This is a genomic window from Leeuwenhoekiella sp. A2 (genome assembly GCF_047946655.1).
In the GTDB taxonomy this organism is placed as follows: domain Bacteria; phylum Bacteroidota; class Bacteroidia; order Flavobacteriales; family Flavobacteriaceae; genus Leeuwenhoekiella.
Genome location: NZ_CP172311.1, coordinates 1,010,792 through 1,034,894, shown reverse-complemented (window position 1 = coordinate 1,034,894; position 24,103 = coordinate 1,010,792). Strand labels below are relative to the sequence as shown.

The following is a 24,103-nucleotide window of genomic DNA, read 5'->3' as shown; positions in this document are numbered from 1 at the left end:
TATGACAAAACTGAGCGTAAACGTTAATAAGATAGCTACACTCCGCAATTCGCGAGGTGGTAATGTGCCAGATCTTATTAAAACCGTGAAAGATATTGAGCGCTTTGGTGCTCAGGGAATTACTATACACCCAAGACCCGATGAAAGGCATATAAGATATCAGGACGCCAGAGATCTCAAAGAGGTTGTTAAAAGAGAGCTTAACATTGAAGGAAATCCTGTAGAAAAGTTCATAAATCTTGTGCTTGAGGTTAAACCCGCTCAGGTTACACTTGTTCCAGATAGTGTCGATGCCATCACTAGTAATGCCGGCTGGGATACCATTAAAAATAAAACCTTCTTAAAAGAGGTCGTTGCTGAGTTCCAAAAGAATGGTATACGCACATCTATTTTTGTAGATCCAGATCTTACAATGATTGAGGGCGCTAAAGAAACTGGTACAGATCGTATTGAATTATATACTGAAGCTTATGCTGAAGGTTACGGAAAGGGAGATAAGGATGCTGTAAAACCTTATGTGGAAGCAGCTTTTTTAGCTGGGGATCTTGATCTTGGTATAAATGCCGGTCATGACCTGTCACTCGATAATATTGAATTTTTTAAAGATAGTATTCCCGGTTTACTCGAGGTATCAATTGGTCATGCGCTTATCGCAGAATCTTTATATCAGGGTCTTGAAATGGTTATTGATAAATATCTAGACAAACTTAGCTAATGCTTTTACATTCAAATATTATAGGAGAGGGGAAGCCCTTTGTGATTCTGCACGGCTTTTTGGGTATGGGTGATAACTGGAAAACCCTTGCGACTCATTTTGCAGAAGATGGTTATGCTCTGCATCTTGTAGATCAACGTAATCATGGGCGGAGTTTTCATAGTGATGAGTTTAATTACGATATTCTGGCAACAGATCTTAAAGCGTATTGTGACCATCATGGTTTTGATAAGATCATACTTTTAGGTCATTCTATGGGAGGTAAAACTGCAATGAAATTTGCTGTAAAATTTCCCGAAATAGTAGAGAAGTTAGTAATAGCAGATATTGCTCCTAAATATTACGCACCACATCATCAACAAATTTTAGAAGGTTTAGCGGCTCTTAGTAATAATCCTGATGCCCTTAAATCAAGAGGTGATGCAGATGAGTTTATGGCTCAATATATTCAGGATTGGGGGACGCGCCAATTTTTATTAAAGAATCTATATTGGAAAAAAGATAAAACACTTGCCCTTAGAATGAATCTTGAGGTTTTAAGCTCAAATCCCGAAGCTATAGGAGAGGCTTTAGAGCTAGATGAGATATATAATGGCGAAGTTCTCTTTCTTAGAGGATCAAAATCAAATTACATACAAGATGACGATTTTGAATTGGTAAAAAAACATTTCCCTCACAGTACTATTCAAACAATTTCTGATGCAGGTCATTGGCTGCACGCAGAAAATCCCAAAGATTTTTATCAAAATGTTGTAAAATTTTTATAACATTGTCGCACTCATTTACTATGTATGCATAATATATTTGTATTAAATTGCATTGATATTTGCCGCATTCATAATATTTAAGGCAAAAATTATTAATCTATTAATTTAACTAACCCCTAAAAATATGAGAAAAAACATATTATTGGCGGCTGCTTTTTTGGTTATTGCAGCTACGAGTTACGCTGGTGGGTATCGCGTAGCATTACAGGGTCAACGCGCCCTTGCGATGGGTCACACAGGTGTGGCTTACGTAAATAGTGCAGAGTTGGCGTTTTTCAATCCAGCCGGACTCGTTTACCTGGAAAATCGATTAAACATTAGTGCAGGTGTTAGTGCTGTTTTTTCTGATGTTGCCTGGCAGAACAGCAATTATGGGCAGTATGCAGATACAGATAGCCCTACGGGAACACCTTTTTACGTGTACGGTTCTTATGCAGCAACAGATTGGTTAAGTGTTGGGCTAGCTGTTTATACGCCTTATGGAAGTAGTGTAGAATACCCTACAGACTGGGCTGGTTCTCATTTAGTGAATAATATTGAGCTGTCAGCTATATTTTTTCAGCCATTGGCTTCTATCAAGATCAATGATAAGTTAAGCATAGGTGGGGGTCCCATCTTTGTAACAGGTAATGTAAACTTTAACAGAAATGCAAATCGTACCCTTAGCGATATCGATGGAGATAGGTCTAATATCACTGTAGATGATTCTGGAGTTACAAACTGGGGTTGGTCTGTAGGTACGTTATTCAACGTTACAGATAATTTTAGAATAGGTGCCAATTACCGCTCAGAGATCATTTTAGATTCAAAAGAAGGTGAAGCAACTTTTTCTAATTTCCCTAATGATTCAGGACAACCAATTGTTGTAAGTCCTACTACGATTATTCCATCAAATGGGACTACAGGTTTTGAAGCTTCATTACCGTTGCCGGCAGAATTAACAGTAGGTTTATCATATGATTTAGGCGAAAAATGGACGTTTAACTTCGATTTTAGCCGTACATTCTGGGATGTATATGAAAATCTGGATATCAATTTCTCAAATGGTCTGGAGGCATTTAACCCTAGAAACTATGAGAATTCTTCTACTTATAAATTTGGTATGGAGTACGTCGCTAATGAGAACTTCACTTTAAGAGCGGGTTATTACTTTGATCAATCTCCTGTGCAACCAGGATATTTTGCTCCCGAAACTCCGCGTAACGATGCTAATGGTTTTACTGGTGGTTTGTCATTTAACGTTTCAGACAAATTTGCGATAGACGCTTCTTTCTTATATCTGCGATTTGAAGAGGTTAAGGCTTCTTATGACTATTATACAGAAAACGGGCAAAATGTTCCTTTTGGTGGAACTTATAAATCAAGCGCGTTTATTCCTGGTATTGGTATAACCTACAGTCTATAATCCTAATAAAGCTTTTTAAGATGAAAATATATATAAAGTATTTAGGGCTTCTCGCTTTAGCAATTACATCCTGCGAGCCCGAACTAAATAATTCAATTAAAGATCAAGGTGTTTATACCAGCGGAGATGCAGATTTTTCAAATTTTGTAGCAGTTGGTAACTCACTAACGGCCGGTTATGCTGATGGTGCGCTATATGTTACTGGTCAGGAAAATTCATATCCTAACATTCTTGCTCAGCAGTTTAGCTTTGCTGGTGGTGGTGATTTTAGGCAGCCATTGGTGAATGATAATTTGGGTGGATTAGTATTGGGTGGTCAGCCAATAACGGCAAATCGCTACGTGCTTTCTGTAGGCGCTAACGGTCCTGCTCCTGCACGGTTAGCCGGCACTTCTACAACAGATGTTTCGGGAAAATTGGAAGGTTCTTATAATAACATGGGTGTTCCGGGAGCTAAAAGTTTCCATTTGCTTGCGCCTGGTTACGGTAATGTTGCCGGTGTGGCAACAGGTGCCTCAAATCCTTATTTTGCAAGATTTGCTTCTTCTGCAGATGCTACAGTTATAGGTGATGCCGTTGCTCAGGACCCTAGCTTTTTTGCGCTGTGGATTGGTAATAATGATATTCTTTCTTACGCTACTTCTGGTGGAGTAGGTGTAGATCAAAAAGGAAATTTTGACCCTACTACTTATGGAGGTAATGATATTACAGATCCTAATGTTTTTGCTGCTGCTTATAACAAGATGGTAACAGCTTTAAGCGCTGGTGCATCAGGAGGTGTTTTGATCAATATTCCAGATATTACTTCTATACCTTACTTTACAACTGTGCCTTACAATGCAATTCCTCTTGATGCGCAAACGGCTGCCTTTGTAAATCAATCGTATACAGATTATAATAATGCTATTGCTACTTATGCCTTTTTAGGATACATAAGTGCAGAAGAAGCTGCTGCCAGAACGATCACTTTTCAGGCCGGTCAAAATGCAGTCGTTATAACAGATGAAGATCTTACTGTTTTGCCAAATCCTGCAGGCGGTTCATTACCTAATTTAAGACAGGCAGCTGCACAGGATCTTGTTGTTTTACCGGCTTCTTCAATCATAGGTACTTTAGCAGATCCTTCTAATCCGGCTTCTGTTATGGGAGTTGGTGTTCCTTTAGGAGACGCACTTGTTTTAACTACTGAAGAACAGGTTCTTGTTAAAACAGCGCAAACCGCTTACAATGCGACAATAAAAGCGCTGGCTCAGGCTAATGGTCTTGCTTTTGTAGATGCTCAAAAAGCATTAGAGACTGTTGCGACCAGTGGTATATCTTATGACGCAGGTATGTTAACTGCAGCATTTGTTACTGGCGGGGCATTTTCACTTGATGGTGTTCACCCAACACCACGAGGATATGCTTATGTTGCAAATCTTGTTATTAAAGCTGTAAATAATCAGTATAATTCTACGGTTCCTGTAGTCAATATTGGTAACTACAATACCGTTACAATAAGCAATGATGTGAATTAAAAATCGGTCATTTTATATCAAAAAGCCTCCATTTGGAGGCTTTTTTCGTTAAAATATATAATTGTAATTTAGAGAAAGATTTAAAATTTTTTAAAATGAAGACAATCACCAAGCTGTTATTAACAGCACTAGCTGTTCTTTTACTGGCAAACATATTGCCGGGTATTTATGTAGACTCATTTCTAACTTCGGTTGTTGTGGCTATTGTGCTTGCATTGCTTAAATTAATCGTTAAACCATTATTGATTATTCTCACCCTACCCATTACGATTTTAACTTTTGGTCTCTTTTTATTAATTATAAATGCCATTGTTGTTCTCCTTGCCGGTTATTTTGTGTCGGGATTTCAGGTAGATGGAGTGTGGTATGCTTTAATTTTCAGCCTGCTGCTATCGTTGTTTCAGTCTATTCTTTTTTCGCTGATAAAAGAGGAATAGAAGGTGACTGTTAACCAAATACTTAAAACTTTGCAGAGATATAAAAAATATGTACTTTTGCACTCTTATTTTTATTAGGAAAAAGTCCATAGAAAATGAACATAACAAGAGAGAATATTGACGAGCTTAATGCAGTACTTAAAGTAGATATTGCAAAGACTGATTATAGCGGTAAAGTTGAAAAAGTTTTAAAAGACTACCGTAAATCTGCTAACATACCGGGTTTTAGAAAAGGACATGTGCCTATGGGCCTTGTGCAAAAACAGTACGGTAAAGCTGTGCTTGTTGATGAGGTAAATAAATTGTTGCAAGACGCATTACAAAAATATCTTACCGAAGAGAAACTTGACGTTTTAGGTAATCCTTTACCTAAAGATCAGGATAATCTTGATTGGGATGCTGGTGACTATTCTTTTGAATTTGAATTAGGTCTTGCTCCTAAATTTGATGTTGATCTTTCTCCTAAAGAAGCAATTACAAGTTATAAAGTAGTTGCAGACGATAAGATGATAGATAATCAACTTAAAACCATACAAAAGCAATATGGTAAGATCGTAAGCAAAGAAGTTGCAGAAGAAGGAGATGAGCTTACAGGATCATTTAAAAATGAAGATGAAGAGATTGATAATAAAACAACGCTAGAACTTGAAAAGCTAAAGGGGAAGAAAAACCTTAATGCTTTTGTAGGTGCAAAAGTGGGAGATGTTATCACCGTTAAAACAAAAGGTCTTTTTGCTGAAGCTGCAGATTACTATGCTAATCTTAAAATATCTGAAGAAGATGCTAATGAGAAAGATGTTGAGGTTTCTTTTACAGTAGAAGAGGTAAACAAACGTGAACTGGCAGATTTTGATCAGGAATTGTTTGATAAACTTTACGGTAAAGATGCGGTTAAGAGCGTTACCGAATTGAAAGAAAAGATTAAGCAGGACGCTGAGTCTCAATTTGAGCAGCAGGCAGATCAGCAACTTTTAAACGCGGTTACAGAAAATCTTATTGAGAATACAAAATTTGAGCTTCCGTCAGAATTCCTTAAAAAATGGATTCAAAAATCTGGCGAGAAAGAATTAAGTTTTGATGAGGCTGTAGAAGAATTTGATCGTTCTGAAAAAGGATTGAGATATCAACTTATAGAAGGAAAGATTATTTCAGAAAACAACCTGCAGGTAACTTTTGAAGAGTTGAAAGCGTATGCTAAAGAGATGATCAAAGCACAAATGGCACAATATGGTCAACTTAATCCTGATGATCAGGAGTTAGACAATATCGCTGCTCGTATTTTAGGTAATCAGGATGAAGTAAGAAGATTATCTGAGCAATTAATGAATAAAAAATTGCTTGATTTCTTTAAGGAAAATGTAAATCTTGAGACTAAAGAAGTAACTTTTGATGAGTTTGTCAAAGAAGTCTATAAATAGTGATTCTATAATATAAATAGTATATTTAAGGCGTTTAACCATCAAGTTAGACGCCTTTTTTAACTATTATAGATTAAGGTGTTATTACACCTTTTTTATTACTACAATAAATATTTCGCTATTGCGAAAAATGAATTTTAAAATACTATGGATTACGGAAAAGAATTTGAAAAATATGCCATCCAGCATCACGGGGTGAATAGTATGTACTACGATAAAATTATGAGTAGTATGTATCCGGTAAGTCTTACACCTAATATTATTGAAGAAAGACAAATGAATGCAGTCGCTATGGATGTATTCTCAAGATTAATGATGGACCGTATTATATTTTTAGGTACCGGCATCAATGATCAGGTTGCAAACATCGTACAGGCACAGCTTTTATTTTTAGAAAGTACAGATGCTGCTAAAGATATACAGATATACATCAATTCACCAGGCGGAAGCGTTTATGCCGGTTTAGGTATATACGACACCATGCAGTTCATAAAGCCAGATGTAGCAACAATATGCACTGGTATGGCTGCTTCTATGGCTGCTGTGCTTTTATGTGCAGGTGCTAAAGGAAAACGCAGTGGGTTAACGCATTCAAGAGTGATGATTCACCAGCCTATGGGTGGAGCTCAGGGACAGGCTAGTGATATTGAGATCACAGCAAAAGAAATAATAATGCTTAAAGAAGAGTTATATAAAATAATAGCAAAACATTCTGGTCAAACTTATGAAACTGTTTATGAGAATAGTGACAGGGATTACTGGATGAAAGCAGATAAAGCTTTAGAATATGGTATGATTGATGAAATCCTGACCAGAGAATAAGCTTAACAGAGAATGTTACTGCCTAAACAAAGGCAGATTTACTAATACATCGGTCTTTTTATTTGCTAGATAAAACTTGTAAAAAGATCAAATATGTGAATTATGGCGAAGGAAGAATTAGAATGTTCATTTTGCGGAAGAAAGAAACCCGAGACCAACCTTTTGATAGCGGGTCTTGACGCTCACATCTGCGACAGATGTATAGAGCAGGCGCATGGTATTGTTTTAGAAGAATCTAAAGACATAGACCATGGCGATTTTGCAAATGAACTAATGCTTAAAAAACCAAAAGAGATTAAAGATTTCCTTGATCAATATATTATTGGCCAGGAGTCAACAAAAAAGATTTTATCTGTAGCGGTGTACAACCATTACAAAAGATTGTTGCAACCTGTTTCAGAAGATGATATAGAGATTCAAAAAAGTAATATTATAATGGTAGGCCAGACCGGTACAGGTAAAACCCTCATGGCTAAAACCATTGCACGCATGCTTAATGTGCCACTTGCTATTGTAGATGCTACTGTACTTACAGAAGCCGGTTATGTAGGTGAAGATGTAGAAAGCATTCTCACCAGGTTATTGCAGGCAGCAGATTACAATCTTGAAAAAGCACAACGCGGTATTGTTTTTATAGATGAGATCGATAAGATCGCACGTAAAAGCGATAATCCCTCAATTACTCGTGATGTAAGCGGTGAAGGCGTACAGCAGGCTTTACTTAAATTGCTTGAGGGAACTGTTGTAAATGTTCCGCCTAAAGGTGGAAGAAAACATCCTGATCAAAAATTTATTGAAGTAGATACTGAAAATATACTTTTCATTGCAGGAGGAGCCTTTGATGGTATTGAGCGTAATATAAGCAAGCGTCTTAATATGCAGGCTGTAGGTTTTAGTGCAAGTAAAAGTGAAGATGTGATCGAGAAGGATAATCTTCTTAAATACATAATCCCGCGTGATCTTAAAGATTTTGGGTTAATACCTGAAATTATTGGTCGCTTGCCTGTTCTTGCTCACATGAACCCGCTCGATACAGGAACCCTAAGAGCTATTCTTACTCAGCCTAAAAATGCCATCATTAAACAATATGAAAAATTGTTTGAGATGGATAATATAGAATTTGAAATCACAGACGATGCTCTTGATTATATTGTTGAGAAAGCTATAGAATACAAATTAGGAGCACGAGGATTACGCTCTTTATGTGAAGCTATACTTACAGACGCTATGTTTGATCTCCCAAGCTCTGAAGAAGGTGAACTTGAGGTAACACGAGAATATGCAGAACATAAACTTGAAAAATCAACGATTAAGAAATTAAAAGCAGTTTCTTAAAAAGAGATTATTTAAATTGAAATAAAAAAAAGCCGCATCAACTATAAGTTGTGCGGCTTTCTCGATTTATAGTTGGGTAAGATTATATTCTGTTTGTTGATAAATTTTATGGCAAAAAAAATACTTTGATCTAGCAGCAATATTTTGAGTTAAATACTGCTGCTGGTATCAAAGCTTTAGTCCTATCAAGACTATGTGAGTGTTTTGAGTTATGATTTGTTACCTCTAAAGTATAGGGATAAAGCTTAGAGAAAAAAGTTTTTAGTTAAACGACGACTTTTTTCGTTGAAGAGCAAAAAGCCAAAATTAAGTCCTACGCGTTGAGGCTTAATAGTTCATCTACATATTCTCTTGTGTTACTAAGACGAGGTACTTTATGCTGCCCGCCCAGTTTATTTTTGGCTTTAAGCCAGTCGTAGAATAGTTTCTCCCTGGCTATGTGAATTTTAGGGGCATTTAAGGTGATGTTATTAAAACGCTTGGCCTCATAATCACTATTGATCTCCATCAATGATTCATCAAGAACCTGATTAAATATCTGGGCATTTGTAGGTTTCACTTTAAACTCAATGATCCATTCATGAGCGCCTTTGCTCTTGCCATCCATAAAAATAGGAGCGGCAGTATAATCTACAATTTCAGAATTTGTGATCGCGGCAGCTTTCTTTAAAGCCTGTTCTGCATTTTCGATTATAAGTTCTTCGCCAAAAGCATTGATGTGATGCTTGGTTCTGCCCGTCACTCGTATTCGGTAAGGATTAATTGAAGTAAAGCGTACTGTGTCGCCCACTTTATAACGCCAAAGCCCAGCATTAGTAGTAATGACTAGTGCGTAATTTTTACCTTTTTCTACTGCGCTAAGCGGAATAATTTTCTCGTCAGGTGTATTATACGTTTCCATGGGAATGAACTCATAGAAGATCCCATAATCGAGCATTAAAAGTAATTCGCTGGAGTCGTTTTGATCCTGAATAGCAAAGAACCCTTCAGAAGCATTATAAATCTCATAATATTTAAAGTCATTCAACGGCAATAACTTTTTATATTGATCACGGTAAGGATCAAAACTTACACCGCCGTGAAAGTAAACTTCAAGGTTAGGCCAGATATCAAAAATGGTTTTTCCCTTAGTAGAATCTAGAACGTTATTGAGTAAAACAAGCATCCAGCTGGGCACACCGGCAAGACTGGTTACATTTTCGTTTATCGTTTCATCTACTATTGCCTGCATCTTAGTTTCCCAGTCACTCATAAGAGAAACCTCGTTGCCGGGAGTACTGCTAAATTCGGCCCAAAAAGGCATATTATCGATCAAAATGGCAGATAAATCACCGTAAGAAGTACCATTGCTTTCATAGAGTTTTTTACTGCCACCTAGCCTAAGGCTCTTGCCTGTAAAAAGCTGAGCTTCCGGGTTATTGTTGAGGTACATGCAGAGTAGATCTTTGCTTGCTGCATAATGACATTCTTCAAGAGATTCCGGACTTACCGGAATATATTTGCTGCGTGCATTTGTGGTACCGCTGCTTTGTGCAAACCATTTGATCTGGCTGGGCCAGAAAATGTTAGATTCACCTCGTCTGCCGCGTTCTATATTGGGTTGACTACCTTCATAACAAGACAAAGGGACATTGCGGGCAAAATCTTCATAATTACGTATGCCGCTAAAGTTGTATAACTTACCTATTTCTGTAAAACGCGCACGCTGTACCAGCTTGAGCAATAGCTCATTTTGCACATCATGAGGGTATTTTAAGAACAATTCCATCTGGTGAATACGCTTTTTGAGGAACCAGGACGCTATGGAGTTGACTAATGGAATCGGCATTTTGTTAGTATCTTTAGGCCTTTATTTTGCACTTTTGCAAGAAAGTAGCGGTCTAAATTAAGTTTTTTTAATTTGAAATTTTCAACAAACTTTAAAATTTATGCAATATCAGGGTGTCTTAAAAAAAATGCAAACAGAATTGCAAAATCCAGTTCAATACTACTTGCTTTTTGACACAGATTTTATTCATGTAAACCAGCTAATAGACAAAGAGATACGTATAGAGTTTCTTAGATATCAATGTCTGGAATGTGGTAAAGATAAGAAGATCTATCGCCAGGGCTATTGCTATGATGATTTCTATAAAGTACCTCAAGCAGCAGACTGGATCATAAGTCCTGAACTGAGCAAAGCACACCTAGATATAGAAGAAAGAGATCTTGATTTTGAGAAAAAGGTACAACTGCAACCGCACGTAGTTTACCTGGCTAACTCGAGCAGTATAAAAGTAGGGGTAACCCGAAAGACACAAATACCTACACGGTGGATAGATCAAGGAGCGCATGAAGCAATTGAGATCGTAGAAGTACCTAATCGTTATCTCGCCGGTATTACTGAAGTTGCCTTAAAAGATCACATTGCAGATAAAACTAACTGGCGTAAGATGCTGAAGAATGAGATCGTAGATGAAGATCTTGTGCAATACAGAGATGATCTGTATCAATATATCCCTGAAGAAGCGCAGGAATATTACATGGCAAATAATCAGGAAACGCATATTGAGTTTCCTGTGCTGCAATATCCTCAAAAGCTAAAAACTTTAAACCTTGCTAAAACCCCCTTTTATACAGGAAAGCTAAAAGGAATAAAAGGGCAATATCTCATTTTTGAAGACGATACGGTTTTTAACGTGCGCAACTATGAAGGTTTTGTGGTCAGTATTACAGTAAACGTTTAGTATAAAAAAATCAATAGACTTAAGAAAGCTGCCTTTAACTGAGGCAGCTTTTTTATTTAATAAATTTTTAAACTAAAATGTTAGTTTAAACTAAATATTTAGTTATATTTGTTTTAGAAATCGATCAAAATAATATAAAAATTAGCCTTTCAAGGGCAAAAATCAGATGAAACAACTCACAAAAACCGAAGAAGAAGTAATGCAGATCCTCTGGGATCTGGGCGAAGCAAATGTTGCTTCAATCCTAGATAAGATGCCAGAGCCAAAACCCGCTTACAACACCGTCTCTACCATTGTGCGCATACTCGAGACTAAGGAGTTTGTAGATTATAAAAAGGAGGGCAGAGGGCATATTTATTTTCCTAAGGTTAAGAAAGAGACCTACAGCAGCGCAAGCATGAATAAAATGGTAAACGATTACTTCAATGGCAGTTTTAAAAGTATGGTATCTTTTTTCGTAAAGAAAAAAGACATGAGCGTGACAGAGCTGGAAGCGATCTTAAAAGAAATCAATAAAGACACATAATTATGGCGGCATATTTATTTCAGGTAATTCTATTTCAGGCGATTTTCCTGATCGTCTATAAGATCTGGTTACAGAAAGAAACTTTCTTTAACGCAAACCGGATTTACCTATTATTTACCCCGATTTTAGCTCTTTTTCTCCCGTTTTTAGAAGTAGAAATGCTAAAAGAAACAGTAAGTATGTCCAATATTGTAAGAGAATTACCTGCGGTTTTTATTGGTGATCAGCCTCAGGAAATTGCAATGAATCCGGTTATAGAAAACCAAACCGATTTTAGCCTGCAAACAGCCGTTTTTTGGCTTTATGGAGCAGGTTTTTTAATAAGCCTGTGGCTTTTTTGTAGAAAATATGAAGCGTTAAGCCGGTATTTTAGGTTTAGAAAGTCAGGAGATAAGCAGATCATCACAATCCCAAACAGTACTGCGGCTTTCACATTTCTCAACACCATTTTTTTAGGTGATAAAATAGATACGCTTTCGCGAAAGGAAATACTGGCGCACGAGCAAGTACATGTTAAACATTTACATAGTTATGACCTGCTGGTGTTTGAGGTTTTGCGCATTGTGTTTTGGTTTAATCCTGTGATCTATTTGTATCAAAAAAACATTAGCGAGTTACATGAATTTGTAGCCGATAAGCAAGCCGCCGCACAAACCGAAAAAAAGCAGTATTACAATCAGCTGCTCAATACCGCCTTTGGTACAGAACGAATTTCATTCATCAATACATTTTTCAATCAATCATTAATCAAAAAACGAATAGTTATGCTACAAAAAAAATCAGCTGCAAAAGCCAGTATAAAATACTTTATCCTGCTTCCACTTTTTGTGGGAATGATCACTTACGTCTCCTGTACGTCAGATTCTGATAAAATTATTGAAGAAGAAAATGCTAGTTTAAATGAACAGCTGGCACAACTTGAGATAACACTTGATAATATAGATTCACTTTCTGATGATGAACGCGAAAATTTAAGGAAGGTTCTGGCAAAAGCTATCGATCAAAAAACAAATGTTCAAATAACTCAAGAGGCAGGTAAGGCAACTACTCAGGACGAACTTACAGATGTTCCTTTCGCAGTTGTAGATGAGATTCCCACTTTTCCCGGTTGTGAAGGTTTAGATAATGAAGGCCGAAAAAAGTGCATGAGTGAGCATATTAGTTCGCTGGTCAATCAAAATTTTGATACCAGTTTAGGTGAAAAATTAGGTTTAAAAGGTGTTAATCGTATATACGTAAGATTTAAAATTGATACCAATGGGGAAATAGCGGATATTGGTGTGCGTGGTCCGCATCCAGTGCTAGAGGAAGAAGCTAAGCGTGTTATAAACCTCATTCCAAAAATGAATGCCGGGAAGCAAAGGGGTAAACCTGTAAACGTGATGTATTCTCTTCCTATTGTTTTTCAGGTAGCTGAATAAATCTTAAAAATTTCATAGTGTTATGAAAATATTCATAAAGCTTATTACATTTCAAATTCTGGCTCTTTGTATGCTGGCAGTTACTTCTTGTGAAAATGAAGGTCAATCGGGAAATGATACAAACAAAGCAACCTTAGAAGAACAACTAGTAACTCTACAAAACACACTTGATAAAAAAGAAACTCTTACTCTGGCAGAAGCAGAAGAACTGGAAAAATTTCTAATCAGGAGTCAAAGTCTGGTCAGCTCTTCTAACCTTACGCATATGATTAGCGGGACAGTAACAGCCTTTGATACGGGTAAACCTCTTCCTGGTGTAAATATCGTAGAGAAAGAAACGTCAAATGGAGTAGTAACAGATTTTGATGGAAATTACACAATTGAATTAAAAGACGAGAACCCAACTTTATCTTATTCCTACATTGATTATAAGAAGAAAGAAATTCAAGTAAATGGAAAATCTACTCTGGATGCTGTCCTTGAGGTAAAGGAAAATTAATTTAAAATTGAATGCGTATAAGATTTAATATAAAAGAATAATTAGAATCAATGGGGCCGCCAATGTGCTGCTCTTTCTGCTCCTTTTTATTCTTTAAAAATCTAAATCAAAGATGTTTATGAATAGATTTCTAGTAATCCTATTTATCTTAGCCCTCAAAGCCGAAGCACAACAGACTTCGGCTTTGAACATTGCAGACAGTTTGTATAATGTGGGGAATTATAGCGAAGCGATTTCTCGCTACGAAGAAATAACACCTAAATCGCCCAGTCTTTATTTAAAAATTGCTCGTGCTCATCAGGCAAAAGGTACACTTGATGACGCACTTACTAATTATAAGTTAGCAGCCACTTCTACAGATGAAGCAATTGCCATGAATGAATATGGCAAGCTGCTTATTGCGACAAACCATTTTAAAAAAGCAGATAGTGTTTTTACACAATTGATCGAGCAATATCCTACAAATCCTAATTTTTACTATCAGCGCGGCAGGGCTGGAGAAAATATTAAACCCAAACTTGACAGCACTGTTATTGATAAAGACAGTATAAAACCGATTTTAGCTGCGCGAAATGCATACATTAAAGATTACGAGAAAGCTGTAGAACTAGACAGTACCCACCAAAAGGCGTTGTACGAAACCGCTTTATTTTATCTCAAGAAAAAAGATTATCCCCTTGTTGAGAAACTCTGCATGAAAGCGTTAGAATCTTATGCAGACAATGTTGAGGTCATAAGTGTATTGGCACAAAATTTTTACTACCGCGGTTTTCATGACGATGCAATCCCGTGGTTTCAAAAACTACTTGATTTAGGGCAAAATACGCAGTTTATACATGAAAAACTAGGCATGAGCTATTACAAAGAGCGAATGTATGAGTTGGCTATTGAACAATATTTAGAAGCTCTTAATTTTTCACCTGAAGATTTTTACCTGCATGCTATTCTGGCAAAATTATATAATTATAAAGCAGATTTCAAGGAGGCGCAGAAACATGGCCAGCTGGCAATCTTTTTTAAAGATATGGCGCTAGATGAAGATTATTACACTCTGGCAAATACATATAAAATTCATAAAGACTGGCAAAAGTCTATGGAGTATTTAAATCTGGCCCTAGAGGAGAATCCTGATCTTAAAGATGCTATTTATGCCAAAGCAGTAGTAGCAGATAATTATTATGCAGACAAAGAAGCCGTGATCAAACTGTATGAACATTACCTTGAAAAAAATGATTTTGAATTTGAGCCGCGTGTGAAATTGACGCGCAGCAGGATTAAAATTCTAAGGCAAGAACTATTTATGGCTGCAGAAGATTAAAACCTTTCTATACAGTTTATCGTAAACTAATAAGTATACCTATTTTTGAAGGGTACGAGAAAGTTATGATAAAAAAAATCTTACCCGCCTTTTTTCTTTTTATAGCTGTTTTAGGCTGCGATTCAGACAAGGGATTGAATTGCTTTCAGACAGCCGGTGATATTATTCAACAGGAATTTGTGGTTGATGATTTTAGAAAGATCATTGTAGAAGAGCGGGTTCAGCTTATTTTGAAACAAGGTCAGCAAAAAATTGTTGTAGAAACAGGTGAGAATCTAATTAGCGATATTGATGTTTCAGTAAAAGATGGTGTGCTAACGGTTTTTAATAATAACGGTTGCAATCTTGTACGCGATTACAATATTACTAAAGCAATAATTACTTCACCTAATATTACAGAAATACGTAATGCTTCGGGATACGAAGTGCAAAGTGATGGAGTTCTCGCTTATCCGGCTCTTTCTCTGATAAGTGAAGATCTTGAGGAAGAGGATTTTTACCATAAAGATGGAGATTTTCGCCTTGAGCTAGATGTACAAGAACTTCAAATAACGGGTAATGGTCTTAGTAATTATTACCTAAGTGGGCATGCAACTTCTGCAGATATTGAGATTCTGCAAGGTGACGCGCGTGTGGAAGGCCGCGATTTACTAATTGATGATCTGTATATTTATCATCGCGGAACGAATCAGGTAATTGTGAATCCGCAGTTGTCGTTACGCGGGCAGGTTTTGAGCACGGGTGACCTTATTGCAGTTAGTCATCCTGAAATAGTTGAGGTTGAAGAATTGTACACGGGTAAATTGATTTTTGAATGATGAGATATAAGATCTCATTTTCACATTGATGACATTTAGAATTCTGCGAGTAGTTGGGTATAACTTTAAACCACTAACCTGAAAACTTATTGATGTGTGATGATAAAGCTTAAATAATTTTACTGATAATTAAGTGCGATCATAACTTAATATCTACTGTTCACGGAAAACGTATCTTTGCAGGGAAGTTCTACCTGTTATTTTAAGTAGACGATCTTATATCTAAAAGCGAAAGAGGTGCAAAGTCCAGAACAACAACCATCAAATGATACTCCGCATAAAGCGGGATTTGTAAATATTATAGGTAATCCTAATGTAGGTAAATCTACCCTTATGAATGCCCTTGTGGGTGAACGTTTATCTATAATCACATCAAAAGCACAAACTACGCGCCATCGTATTTTAGGTATTGTAAATGGTGATGGCTTTCAGGTAATTCTAAGTGATACACCGGGAATTATAAAGCCGGCGTATGAGTTACAGGCATCTATGATGGATTTTGTAAAATCTGCTTTTGAAGATGCAGATGTGATGCTCTACATGGTAGAGTTAGGCGAGCAGGAGTTAAAAGATGAAGCTTTTTTAGAGAAAATAAGAAATGCTAAGATTCCTGTGCTTTTGCTAATCAATAAGATTGATAAGGGCGACGAAGAATCACTTGAGAATAGTAGAACATTATGGCAGGAAAAGGTTCCTAACGCAGAGATTTTTGCTATTTCGGCTTTAGAGAATTTTGGTGTGAGAGAGGTTTTTAATCGCGTATTAGAAAGTTTGCCAGCTTCACCTCCTTTTTATCCTAAAGATGCATTAACAGACAAGCCTGAACGTTTTTTTGTAAATGAGATCATAAGAGAAAAGATTCTCATGCACTATAAAAAAGAAGTCCCTTATTCTGTAGAAATAGATACTGAAGAGTTTTTTGAAGAGGAGAATATCATACGCATGCGCAGTATAATCATGGTAGAGCGCGACAGCCAGAAAGGTATCATAATAGGTCATAAAGGCTCAGCTTTAAAACGTGTAGGCAGTGAAGCTCGTAAAGATCTTGAGGCTTTCTTTGGCAAGCAGGTTCATATAGAACTATATGTTAAAGTAAATAAAGACTGGCGCAGCAGCGAGCGTGAACTTAGACGCTTTGGTTATAATAAGAAGTAGATTCTAATCTGTGTTTTGAAATTCTAAACTCTTGTTTTTTGTAAGCTCCCATAGAGCATAACTTATCACCACAATATATTCTAAAGCTACTAGCCACAAATTTTCTTCGGTTACATTTTGCTTGTAAGCAGAATAACTCAGAAAGACCACCGCACTCCAAACAATGGGGAAACGATATTTTGTAAAAATCGAAAGTAAAAGTGGAGTAGCGATGTACCAGGGATGAACCGTAGTTGCGAGCAAAAAATAAAAACTGATGCCAAAAAGCATTGCCGTAAATAACTCTTCTATAGATTTGATTTTCCGGAAAAAGGAGATAAAAATCAAGAAAAAGAGCACTAAAAACGGCAAAATATAAGCCGATTCTCCAATAACATCATAGCCTTTGGTCAAAAAGCCCACCCATCTAATGAGGTAAAAAAGACTGGCATTAAATTCAAATTTGGCAAACCATAAAGCCATTGTTTGGCTAAAGTTTAAAAAGAATTCTTCTGATAAAAAGGGCAGGAATGAAAGCGCAACTGTGGCCAAAACCACTGCGTAATATCTAAAATTAAATAGAATAGCTTTTCGCGAAAGCGAACCCAGTCTTGTATTTATCTCCTTTTTTGGGGCTAAAATCTGCCAAAACAGGGGTAAAAATAGTAGTGGTAACAGCTTTACAGAAACCGAAATTCCCAGCAAAACCGCAGACCAAAACCATTTTCTTTTTGATAATAAGTAGATAGAAGCAATCACAAAAAACAGCATTACACCTTCAAAATGTAGGTTTCCCGTAAATTCAATAATCACAAACGGATTTAAAACATACCAGAAAATACGGTGCTCAGGAAGGTTCATCGATTTAAGAAGTTTGCTCCCAAAAAATAAAGTTCCCAGATCTGCTGCGATGATTAGAATGCGCATAACGACTACGCTTCCCATAATCCCATTAGGACTTAATAATGAAGCTAAAGCGAAAAGCAATTGATTAACCGGCGGATAGTTAGTAAAATGACTTGCACTAAGTTCGCCCATTCCCAAAATCAGCTCAGAAGCATTAGAAATCGGTAATTTACCGGCTAAAATCCACTCGTTGGGCGTGCTTAAATATGGGTTTATCCCCGAAAGCAACAAACGACCATCCCAAATAAACCTAAAATAATCCTGTGATAAATTGGGTAAAGCAACGATAAAAACGAGTCTAAAAAGGATAGCAATGCTTAATAAAATTTTCAAATTCCATTTAAAGAGCTGAATAATTTTGAAAGATGCGTAGAATAAGGCACCGTATAAAGTAATGAGTTTTATAAAATCGTAGCGTGCTAGATCGTAGGCAAATACACCATAAAATATTGCAGTAATGAGAACAAAAAGTAGTGATAATTTAAACTGCTTTAAAAATTGCATCATAGAATTTCGAGTTACAATTTTTCTGTAATCACCCGTTATTGTTGAAGTTTTAAAAAGCACGACCCGTGATTTGGGCTACGGGCAACGTGCATAATTTTTAAGCTTTAGCAAATAACGATTTAAATGCGACAAAGCCAAATCCGAAAAAAAGCATCAGGTGAAAAAGCAACATTCCGTAATTATTGATCACAAAAGCGCTGTAGATCGCAAAGCCAAAATATAAGAAAAGCAGTGTTTCTATAATATTGTTTGCAGTGATCTTATGGCTGAGGTAAACGTTTTTGCTCACCGAATTTACCGTATCCACATTGAATTTTGGCGTGCGAATAAATTCAGATTTTTTGCCAAAATGCCCTTCTAAAACCGCAAGCGAATTATGTACACTAAAACCCATCGCGATAGAGAAAAAGGTAAAAAACATACCAATGTATTTCAGAAAATTTTTAAATCCGCCACCATGAATCCGTTTATAAGTAACCCAATAAGCGCCAAAAAATATAATTGTGCTTATCGCGAAAAATGCCACGACAACAAGATAATTCTGAAAAACGGGATTTGTATTCTGTATGTATAGAACGGGCACACTAAGTACAGCCAGAAGCAGAACAATCAAAAAGATACTACTGTTAAGCAAATGAAAGAAACTATGAAATTTTGTCTTAAATGAAACGGTAGGATCTTTAAGCAACTTCCAGTAAAACTTCTGAAAATTCTCTGCTGCACCCTTATTCCATCTAAATTGCTGCGAGCGTGCCGCACTAATTGCAACAGGAAGTTCGGCCGGAGTTTCAACTTCCTCCAGGTATTTAAATTCCCATTTTTTAAGTTGTGCGCGGTAGCTCAGGTCAAGATCTTCGGTTAAAGTATCGCCTTCCCAGTTGCCTGCGTTTAGAATACAAGTTTTACGCCATACGCCAGCCGTACCATTAAAATTGATAAAATGATGCCCAAAACTGCGACCAACTTGTTCAAGAACAAAATGAAAATCGAGCGCAAAAGCCTGAATTTTGGTCAGTAAAGAGTAGTTTCTATTGAGATGTCCCCAGCGGGTTTGTACAACACCTATCTTTTCATTTTTAAAATAGGGTATTGTCTTTTTGAGCCAATCAGGATTCGGCATAAAGTCAGCGTCAAAAATGGCTATAAATTCGCCAGAAGCTGTTTTTAAACCTTCTTTTAAGGCACCAGCTTTAAACCCGGTTCTGTTTTTTCTGGTGATATGTTTAATGTTTAATCCGCTTTTTTGAAGCTTATTGATCTTTGCTTCGGTATTTAAAACAGAGCTATCTGTAGAATCATCAAGCACCTGGATCTCGAGCTTATCTTTAGGATAATCGAGCAATGCAATATTATCGAGAAGCCTTTCGACGACATACATTTCGTTATAAAGAGGAAGTTGTACAGTTACCAGCGGTATTTGAGCCGGATCATTAAGATCATATTTCTCAGCATTATCTACTTCTTTTTTGGCTTTTAGATAATTTAAAAGAAGGTGAAGCTGGGCAAGGCTGTAAAGGAAAATCAGCGTAAGGGCAAGCGTGTAAATAACTATTACTGCAGTTTCCATTACTTAAAAGTGTACTTGAAAATCCAACCCAAAATCTTTATTCCTGCAAAGATAGCACCTTTCACAGTTCCCGAAACTTTTGAGACACCTATGCGGTTGCGATACTTTACCGGTACTTCTACATACGACAAACGTTGCTGTAGAGATTTAAGTTGCATTTCTACCGTCCAGCCGTAGGTTTTGTCTTCCATATGAAGAGCAAGTAATTTTTCATATTTTATTGCTCTAAAAGGACCCAGATCTGTGAATTTAGATTTGAAGAAAATGCGCATAAGAGTTGTGGCCAGTTTATTACCAAACCGCTGCGGAAAAGTCATACTTCCCGGTTCTCTTAATTCTTTTACCCTGGCACCAATGACAAGGTCAACATCTTCATTAATAATGGGCGCCACAACATCATGAAGTTGTTCCGGGTAATCGCTGTAATCACCATCCAGAAAAACTACAATATCTGGTTTAATAGCCTGAGAAGCGATGTAACTGAGTCCTTTTAAACAAGCATACCCATAACCGGGTCTTTCTTCTTTAAGAACGATAGCTCCTGCATCGCGGGCGTTAACCTCGGTTTCGTCTGTAGAATTATTATTAACTACAATGATCTCGCTAACTATATCGGGAATGTCATTAATGACCAAACTAATAGAATTCTGCTCGTTAAAGGCAGGAATGATAACTTTAATATTTTGGGTCATTGAGGGTTTTCTAAATTTTTGGCAAAAATAGAATTACCTATTTAAGTATTGCTCATTATTAGTAAAACCTTAGACGAATGTATGGTGTTATGCTAACAAGTAGAGAAAGTTTTCTGAAAGGACTAATTATTAAGGATAGATCAAGAGGTCTCCGGGATTTGAAATGAAAACCAGATTTGCTGCCAATAGAATAAGATCGTAATGCCAGCCAAAGCCTTTTTCAGCATAAAAACCAGTTTTCCAAACAAAGATCTTTTTGTAGATCGCACCAAGCATCGTGCAAATTAATAAGGCTGCTCCTATCTGAATATAAATTCCCCCGGCAACTGAAATTGCTCCTGTTACTTCGGCAATACCTAAGAGAAGGGTGAAAGTAGGTGACATGCCTATGCTTTCTGCACGTTCTTTCGGTTTTTGAATATGGCCTTTGCCACTTGAGAAAAATACGATAGCTACAATAATGCGTAGCGCCAGAAGAGCATAATCTGAAAGGGAATAGAGATCAAAGAGCATATAATAAGGCATTAGTTAATTCTTTTAAATTTAGTTATTTACAAATCCTGAATATTTGAAAACCCGGACTTTTGTATAAGATTAACTATTCGGAGCTTCTATAATGCTTCGATGGACTCAGCATGACATTTGAGCTTTGATTTGTCTTTATTCTTTAATAAAAAGTTTTTCCTGAACTAAACACAATTCTTAAAACCACATTCAGTCTGAGCTTGTCGAAGACAATCTTGCTTCATGTTGATTTTACTTTTGAAACGTGCTTCGACAAGCTCAGCATGACAGAAGGGTATTAATTTGTGAGCTATTTTATTATTAGGTTCTGTTTTAATAATCACAACTATGAAAACGATTGTCAGTCTGAGCTTGTCCAAGACAATCTTGCTTCACGTTGATTTTACTTTTGAAATGCGCTTCGACAAGCTCAGCGGGACAAACATTTTGATTTGTGATTATCAAAAGATTTAAATTTCTTTTTTTAAATAAACAGAGTTCAGACAACTATGAGAACGATTGTCAGTCTGAGCTTGTCGAAGACTATTCTTCTGGACGACCATATTCTGTATAGTTCCTAGAAAAAGCAACCAAATCATCCCAATTTTCTTCAATTAAAGCACGTTTTTTACGTCGTGTCCAGCCCTTGATTTGCTTTTCGATTTTAATGGCTTCTTTGGGATTTTCACATTGTAAGTGCCATTTTAATTCAAGAGGTCTTCGGGAAAAAGTATAGCTGTCTTTTTTACTTCCTGATTGGTGCTGTATCAATCTTCTGTCTAGATCATTTGTCATCCCTGTATAGTAAGAACCGTCTGAACAAAGAAGAATATAAACGTAATAAAATTTCATGGTAAAATGCTTCGACAAGCTCAGCATGACATTTGAGCTTTAATTTGTATACTATATTAAAGTTACAAATCATATTTAAAAAACATAGGGATAACACGACTATGGAAAAGCTACTGTCAGTCTGAGCTTGTCGAAGACTATTCTGGTTTATTAAAATTTTATTATATGGAACGTGCTTCGACAGTCTCAGCAGGACAAACTTACTTTGATTTGTGATTATCCTAAGGTTCAAATTGCTTTTCTTAGATAAAACAAAGTTTAGACAACTATGAAAAACCAGTGTCAGTCTGAGCTTGTCGAAGACTAATCCTGATTTACATAATCCATGAGGTCCACATCATTACCTAAGAGAATTTCATTTGAGTTAATGCGGCCTTTTCTGGAATCATTTTCTAATTTCAAAACTCCTCTTGGGCAAACAGCTGAACAAATACCGCAACCCACGCAGGAACTGCGAACGATATTTTCACCTTTTTGAGCGTAAGCACGTACATCGATTCCCATTTCACAATAGGTAGAACAGTTTCCGCAGGAAATACATTGTCCGCCGTTTGTAGTAATTCTAAATTTTGAGAATAATCGCTGCTGAAAACCCAATATTGCTGCCATTGGGCAACCAAAACGACACCAAACCCGATTACCAAAAATAGGGTAGAAGCCTACCCCAATCACTCCGCTAAAAATAGCTCCGATTATAAAACCATAGGCAGAACGCAGCTGATACGCATCAAAGAAAAAAAGCTTTCCGAAACCACTAAAATAGGATATAAGAAGCAACGAAATTACAATTGCGAAATAAGCAACTGCTCCTTTTTTAGCATCTTTAGCAAGTTGCTTTTTTCTGTAAATCATCGCCCAGCCAAAAACCAGGGTTAGCAAACCTATTACCAACCAGACAAAAAGATCCTTGCTTAACCAGACATTGTCATAAAATTGCACTTCCTGATTTGCTGCCACTTCAAAATTTGACCCGTTAGGGTTTTGATTGATGAGGGTTGCCTGTTCTCCCTTTCTTATTTGCGAAAGAGCTTCTTCATTTTCAGCTTCAGAAATTATAGCGTAATCAATGTTTGACGGAACTGTCCTTTCAATTTTAATTGGTTCACCGGAATCTTCTTGATTAATAAAAACAACACCTTTAGCACCAAATTCTTCCGCGGAATCGATACGCTCTCCAATTGTTTCCTCACTATTCTGCGCGCTCATAAAAACAACCTTGTCTTCTAGATTGCTGTATTGCGACATGGACGAAGAATCATTTTGAGCCAGATAAGAATACACAACCGCAACAGTCATTACGGTTACAAAAACAACCACACTGTGTATGACCCAGCGCTCGATCTTCCAGGCAAAAAGGCGTTTATCTGAAAGGTGTCTGTAAGGATCACCGGCAGTTTCGGCAAGGCCACCACAACCACAAACCCAGGAACAATACCAGCGTTTGCCATATTTGTAAGTAAGAATAGGAGTGATCACAAAAATTGAAAGCAAACCAAAAATAAGCATTGCCATTCCTACATCACCCGAACTCAAAAATTCTTCAATTCTATAACCAGCGAACAGATCATAATTCAGCGGCCAGATATTCTTAAAATCATAGTATGGCTGATTTAACCGTACCAGAATTTCCGGAAGTATAAACGCAAAACTCAGCTGAAAAAACATCACAGAGCAGGTGCGTATGATCTCGTATTTGCTGTGCCTATATTTTAAAATGAATTTGTAACCAAATGCCAAGATTGCCAAAGTGTACAAAGTGCCGTATACGAACCATTGGCTGGCAGGTCCACCGTTAACCAGTTTACTAAGAGGATCAAACAAGGCTATCAAGCCGGTATTTTCACCTTCTGTATTTAATCCTAAAAATTGTGGAAACCAATAGAGAACGATATAAAACAGCGTGAGAAGAATCCCCGTCGCCCAGGCTGCCAGACCTTTTGCAGTCATCGATTTAAAGTAAACTCCGTCGTTTTTTATTCCTGCATGCTTACCGGGATAAAGATCGTTTGCAAAAATGATTATTCCCGCAGCGATCATGCCTAATGACAAAGAAAGGAACAGGGTTTTATTGGGAAAACCTACATTGAATAGAGCGAGTACCAGGATAAAAAGACCTAATAACCCTACCGCACTCGCGATCTTTTGTACAGTTGAAAGTGCTTTGGGAGGTTCTCCCGCCAGAGACATCACGGGATCAGCATTATATTCCATAAATAG

At 36.9% G+C, this 24,103-nt stretch carries 22 protein-coding genes; 15 read left to right on the top strand and 7 right to left on the bottom strand.

Annotated features, from left to right (window positions below; genetic code table 11):
- The first annotated feature begins 1 nt into the window (after nt 1).
- The 8 genes from ACH3PA_RS04645 (at nt 2) to clpX (ending at nt 8,416) form a co-directional block, all read left to right on the top strand.
- Nucleotides 2-715, top strand: coding sequence for a pyridoxine 5'-phosphate synthase (locus ACH3PA_RS04645; RefSeq protein ID WP_416439871.1), 714 nt, complete (start codon nt 2-4; stop codon nt 713-715).
- Nucleotides 715-1,482: an alpha/beta fold hydrolase gene (locus tag ACH3PA_RS04640; RefSeq protein ID WP_416439873.1), complete on the top strand. Its 768-nt coding sequence runs from the start codon at nt 715-717 to the stop codon at nt 1,480-1,482. The genes ACH3PA_RS04645 and ACH3PA_RS04640 overlap by 1 nt, the downstream gene beginning before the upstream one ends.
- 124 nt (nt 1,483-1,606) lie before the next feature.
- A complete protein-coding gene (locus ACH3PA_RS04635) occupies nt 1,607-2,887 on the top strand; it encodes an OmpP1/FadL family transporter (RefSeq protein WP_416439875.1) in 1,281 nt (426 codons plus the stop codon).
- Between the two features lie 20 nt (nt 2,888-2,907).
- Entirely contained in the window at nt 2,908-4,404 is a 1,497-nt protein-coding gene (locus ACH3PA_RS04630) for a G-D-S-L family lipolytic protein (RefSeq protein WP_416439877.1), read from the top strand.
- Nucleotides 4,405-4,499: 95 nt separating this feature from the next.
- Nucleotides 4,500-4,841, top strand: a complete 342-nt coding sequence (locus ACH3PA_RS04625; RefSeq protein WP_416439879.1) for a phage holin family protein — start codon at nt 4,500-4,502, stop codon at nt 4,839-4,841.
- A gap of 95 nt (nt 4,842-4,936) precedes the next feature.
- Nucleotides 4,937-6,259, top strand: a complete 1,323-nt coding sequence (tig, locus tag ACH3PA_RS04620; protein ID WP_416439881.1) for a trigger factor — start codon at nt 4,937-4,939, stop codon at nt 6,257-6,259.
- Between the two features lie 147 nt (nt 6,260-6,406).
- Entirely contained in the window at nt 6,407-7,081 is a 675-nt protein-coding gene (gene clpP / locus ACH3PA_RS04615; protein WP_416439883.1) for an ATP-dependent Clp endopeptidase proteolytic subunit ClpP, read from the top strand.
- A gap of 102 nt (nt 7,082-7,183) precedes the next feature.
- The gene (clpX, locus tag ACH3PA_RS04610) at nt 7,184-8,416 is read left to right on the top strand and encodes an ATP-dependent Clp protease ATP-binding subunit ClpX (RefSeq protein ID WP_416439885.1); all 1,233 of its coding nucleotides are present in this window, start codon (nt 7,184-7,186) and stop codon (nt 8,414-8,416) included.
- A gap of 313 nt (nt 8,417-8,729) precedes the next feature.
- On the opposite strand, the gene ACH3PA_RS04605 is transcribed toward clpX, so the two are convergent.
- On the bottom strand, nt 8,730-10,244 hold the full coding sequence (locus tag ACH3PA_RS04605) for a GH3 auxin-responsive promoter family protein (RefSeq protein WP_416439887.1): 1,515 nt from the start codon (nt 10,242-10,244) through the stop codon (nt 8,730-8,732).
- A gap of 100 nt (nt 10,245-10,344) precedes the next feature.
- On the opposite strand from ACH3PA_RS04605, the gene ACH3PA_RS04600 reads away from it, so the two are divergent.
- From ACH3PA_RS04600 to era, 7 genes are all read left to right on the top strand, one after another.
- Nucleotides 10,345-11,142: a DUF2797 domain-containing protein gene (locus tag ACH3PA_RS04600; RefSeq protein ID WP_416439889.1), complete on the top strand. Its 798-nt coding sequence runs from the start codon at nt 10,345-10,347 to the stop codon at nt 11,140-11,142.
- Between the two features lie 166 nt (nt 11,143-11,308).
- The gene (locus ACH3PA_RS04595) at nt 11,309-11,668 is read left to right on the top strand and encodes a BlaI/MecI/CopY family transcriptional regulator (protein WP_416448441.1); all 360 of its coding nucleotides are present in this window, start codon (nt 11,309-11,311) and stop codon (nt 11,666-11,668) included.
- 2 nt (nt 11,669-11,670) lie between these two features.
- Nucleotides 11,671-13,089: a M56 family metallopeptidase gene (locus tag ACH3PA_RS04590; protein WP_416439893.1), complete on the top strand. Its 1,419-nt coding sequence runs from the start codon at nt 11,671-11,673 to the stop codon at nt 13,087-13,089.
- Between the two features lie 22 nt (nt 13,090-13,111).
- Nucleotides 13,112-13,588 (top strand): carboxypeptidase-like regulatory domain-containing protein, encoded by a 477-nt coding sequence (locus ACH3PA_RS04585; RefSeq protein WP_416439895.1) that lies wholly within the window; start codon nt 13,112-13,114, stop codon nt 13,586-13,588.
- A 118-nt stretch (nt 13,589-13,706) separates the two neighbouring features.
- On the top strand, nt 13,707-14,906 hold the full coding sequence (locus ACH3PA_RS04580; protein WP_416439897.1) for a tetratricopeptide repeat protein: 1,200 nt from the start codon (nt 13,707-13,709) through the stop codon (nt 14,904-14,906).
- A gap of 65 nt (nt 14,907-14,971) precedes the next feature.
- Nucleotides 14,972-15,724, top strand: a complete 753-nt coding sequence (locus tag ACH3PA_RS04575; protein WP_416439899.1) for a head GIN domain-containing protein — start codon at nt 14,972-14,974, stop codon at nt 15,722-15,724.
- A gap of 237 nt (nt 15,725-15,961) precedes the next feature.
- Entirely contained in the window at nt 15,962-16,879 is a 918-nt protein-coding gene (era, locus tag ACH3PA_RS04570) for a GTPase Era (RefSeq protein WP_416439901.1), read from the top strand.
- Between the two features lie 3 nt (nt 16,880-16,882).
- Here era and ACH3PA_RS04565 read toward each other — a convergent pair whose 3' ends face one another.
- From ACH3PA_RS04565 to ACH3PA_RS04540, 6 genes are all read right to left on the bottom strand, one after another.
- Nucleotides 16,883-18,271: a glycosyltransferase 87 family protein gene (locus tag ACH3PA_RS04565; RefSeq protein ID WP_416439903.1), complete on the bottom strand. Its 1,389-nt coding sequence runs from the start codon at nt 18,269-18,271 to the stop codon at nt 16,883-16,885.
- Nucleotides 18,272-18,368: 97 nt separating this feature from the next.
- Nucleotides 18,369-19,838, bottom strand: a complete 1,470-nt coding sequence (locus ACH3PA_RS04560; RefSeq protein ID WP_416439905.1) for a cellulose synthase family protein — start codon at nt 19,836-19,838, stop codon at nt 18,369-18,371.
- A complete protein-coding gene (locus ACH3PA_RS04555; protein WP_416439907.1) occupies nt 19,838-20,530 on the bottom strand; it encodes a glycosyltransferase family 2 protein in 693 nt (230 codons plus the stop codon). The genes ACH3PA_RS04560 and ACH3PA_RS04555 overlap by 1 nt, the downstream gene beginning before the upstream one ends.
- 129 nt (nt 20,531-20,659) lie before the next feature.
- Complete coding sequence (locus ACH3PA_RS04550; protein ID WP_416439909.1) at nt 20,660-21,055, bottom strand: DoxX family protein; 396 nt, start codon at nt 21,053-21,055, stop codon at nt 20,660-20,662.
- Nucleotides 21,056-21,577: 522 nt separating this feature from the next.
- Entirely contained in the window at nt 21,578-21,886 is a 309-nt protein-coding gene (locus ACH3PA_RS04545; protein WP_416439911.1) for a GIY-YIG nuclease family protein, read from the bottom strand.
- A gap of 303 nt (nt 21,887-22,189) precedes the next feature.
- On the bottom strand, nt 22,190-24,097 hold the full coding sequence (locus ACH3PA_RS04540; protein ID WP_416439913.1) for a 4Fe-4S binding protein: 1,908 nt from the start codon (nt 24,095-24,097) through the stop codon (nt 22,190-22,192).
- Nucleotides 24,098-24,103 lie beyond the last annotated feature (6 nt).

Excerpts from the sequence above, each read along its gene's own strand:
- ACH3PA_RS04590 (WP_416439893.1), top strand. The coding sequence starts at position 11,671 with ATGGCGGCATATTTATTTCAGGTAATTCTATTTCAGGCGATTTTCCTG.
- ACH3PA_RS04585 (WP_416439895.1), top strand. The coding sequence starts at position 13,112 with ATGAAAATATTCATAAAGCTTATTACATTTCAAATTCTGGCTCTTTGT.
- ACH3PA_RS04575 (WP_416439899.1), top strand. The coding sequence starts at position 14,972 with ATGATAAAAAAAATCTTACCCGCCTTTTTTCTTTTTATAGCTGTTTTA.
- ACH3PA_RS04555 (WP_416439907.1), bottom strand. The coding sequence starts at position 20,530 with ATGACCCAAAATATTAAAGTTATCATTCCTGCCTTTAACGAGCAGAAT.
- ACH3PA_RS04540 (WP_416439913.1), bottom strand. The coding sequence starts at position 24,097 with ATGGAATATAATGCTGATCCCGTGATGTCTCTGGCGGGAGAACCTCCC.
- ACH3PA_RS04640 (WP_416439873.1), top strand. The coding sequence starts at position 715 with ATGCTTTTACATTCAAATATTATAGGAGAGGGGAAGCCCTTTGTGATT.
- ACH3PA_RS04565 (WP_416439903.1), bottom strand. The coding sequence starts at position 18,271 with ATGATGCAATTTTTAAAGCAGTTTAAATTATCACTACTTTTTGTTCTC.
- tig (WP_416439881.1), top strand. The coding sequence starts at position 4,937 with ATGAACATAACAAGAGAGAATATTGACGAGCTTAATGCAGTACTTAAA.
- ACH3PA_RS04630 (WP_416439877.1), top strand. The coding sequence starts at position 2,908 with ATGAAAATATATATAAAGTATTTAGGGCTTCTCGCTTTAGCAATTACA.
- clpX (WP_416439885.1), top strand. The coding sequence starts at position 7,184 with ATGGCGAAGGAAGAATTAGAATGTTCATTTTGCGGAAGAAAGAAACCC.
- ACH3PA_RS04560 (WP_416439905.1), bottom strand. The coding sequence starts at position 19,838 with ATGGAAACTGCAGTAATAGTTATTTACACGCTTGCCCTTACGCTGATT.
- ACH3PA_RS04635 (WP_416439875.1), top strand. The coding sequence starts at position 1,607 with ATGAGAAAAAACATATTATTGGCGGCTGCTTTTTTGGTTATTGCAGCT.
- ACH3PA_RS04625 (WP_416439879.1), top strand. The coding sequence starts at position 4,500 with ATGAAGACAATCACCAAGCTGTTATTAACAGCACTAGCTGTTCTTTTA.
- ACH3PA_RS04545 (WP_416439911.1), bottom strand. The coding sequence starts at position 21,886 with ATGAAATTTTATTACGTTTATATTCTTCTTTGTTCAGACGGTTCTTAC.
- ACH3PA_RS04580 (WP_416439897.1), top strand. The coding sequence starts at position 13,707 with ATGAATAGATTTCTAGTAATCCTATTTATCTTAGCCCTCAAAGCCGAA.
- ACH3PA_RS04550 (WP_416439909.1), bottom strand. The coding sequence starts at position 21,055 with ATGCCTTATTATATGCTCTTTGATCTCTATTCCCTTTCAGATTATGCT.
- ACH3PA_RS04595 (WP_416448441.1), top strand. The coding sequence starts at position 11,309 with ATGAAACAACTCACAAAAACCGAAGAAGAAGTAATGCAGATCCTCTGG.
- ACH3PA_RS04645 (WP_416439871.1), top strand. The coding sequence starts at position 2 with ATGACAAAACTGAGCGTAAACGTTAATAAGATAGCTACACTCCGCAAT.
- ACH3PA_RS04605 (WP_416439887.1), bottom strand. The coding sequence starts at position 10,244 with ATGCCGATTCCATTAGTCAACTCCATAGCGTCCTGGTTCCTCAAAAAG.
- ACH3PA_RS04600 (WP_416439889.1), top strand. The coding sequence starts at position 10,345 with ATGCAATATCAGGGTGTCTTAAAAAAAATGCAAACAGAATTGCAAAAT.
- clpP (WP_416439883.1), top strand. The coding sequence starts at position 6,407 with ATGGATTACGGAAAAGAATTTGAAAAATATGCCATCCAGCATCACGGG.